This window comes from Mesorhizobium sp. M7A.F.Ca.CA.001.10.2.1, from assembly GCF_003998575.1.
Lineage (GTDB): Bacteria > Pseudomonadota > Alphaproteobacteria > Rhizobiales > Rhizobiaceae > Mesorhizobium.
In genome coordinates, this window is sequence record NZ_RZQY01001121.1 from 1 (window position 1) to 992 (window position 992).

The window sequence follows — 992 nt, forward strand, 5'->3', positions numbered from 1 at the left end:
TATTTCGTCCGGCCATGATGATGCCTTGGCCGGCGTCACCATCATTGTCTGCGCCTCCTGCCGCAATGAGACCGGCTCCGACGCCCATCCCCGCGCCGGCGAATTGCTGGCGGAGGATACGCGCCGCGCCGCATCTGGCGACGACATCCGCATCCGCAGCGTCGAATGCCTTGGCAATTGCAAGCGGCGCCTCAGCGCCGCCATCCTGCGCGACGGCTGCTGGAGCTATGTCTTTGGCGACCTGACCGAGACCAGCGGCGCCGACCTCGTCACCGGAGCCAAGCTTTTCGCCACCTCGACCGACGGTCTCATTCCCTGGCGTGGCCGTCCCGATAGCCTGAAGCGCGGCCTCGTTGCCCGCATCCCTCCCCTCGACATGCTGAAGGACTGACCATGACTGCCCCAGATTCGCCTGCGAACCTCTCCCGCGTTCCCTGCACCGTCGTCACCGGCTTCCTCGGCGCCGGCAAGACGACGCTGGTCCGCCATCTCCTGGAAAACGCCGGCGGCAAGCGCATTGCCATCATCGTCAACGAATTCGGCGACATCGGCATTGACGGCGAGATCCTGAAGGGCTGCGGCATCGACACCTGTCCGGAGGAAAATATCGTCGAACTGGCCAATGGCTGCATCTGCTGCACCGTCGCCGACGATTTCGTCCCGGCGCTCGACCGTATTCTCGCGCTGACGCCGAGGGTCGACCACATCCTGATCGAGACATCGGGCCTGGCGCTGCCCAAGCCGCTGGTCCAGGCCTTTCAATGGCCGAGCGTGAAGAGCCGCGTCACAGTCGACGGCGTCATCGCCGTGGTCGACGGGCCGGCATTGGCCGAGGGCCGCGTCGCCAACGACATGGACGCCCTGCAGGCGCAGCGCGCCGGGGACGAGACGCTCGACCATGACGATCCGGTGGAAGAAGTGTTCGAGGACCAGATCGCCTGTGCCGACCTGATCATCCTGTCGAAAAGCGACCTGATGGACGCCGCCGGTAC

At 65.5% G+C, this 992-nt stretch carries 2 protein-coding genes; both read left to right on the forward strand.

The features are described 5' to 3' along the window. Position 1 precedes the first annotated feature (1 nt). Positions 2 to 391, forward strand: a complete 390-nt coding sequence (locus EN964_RS35555) for a DUF1636 family protein (RefSeq protein WP_127277525.1) — start codon at positions 2 to 4, stop codon at positions 389 to 391. A gap of 2 nt (positions 392 to 393) precedes the next feature. Next, on the forward strand, positions 394 to 992 hold a 599-nt coding region (cobW, locus tag EN964_RS35560; RefSeq protein WP_127277526.1), incomplete at its 3' end, for a cobalamin biosynthesis protein CobW.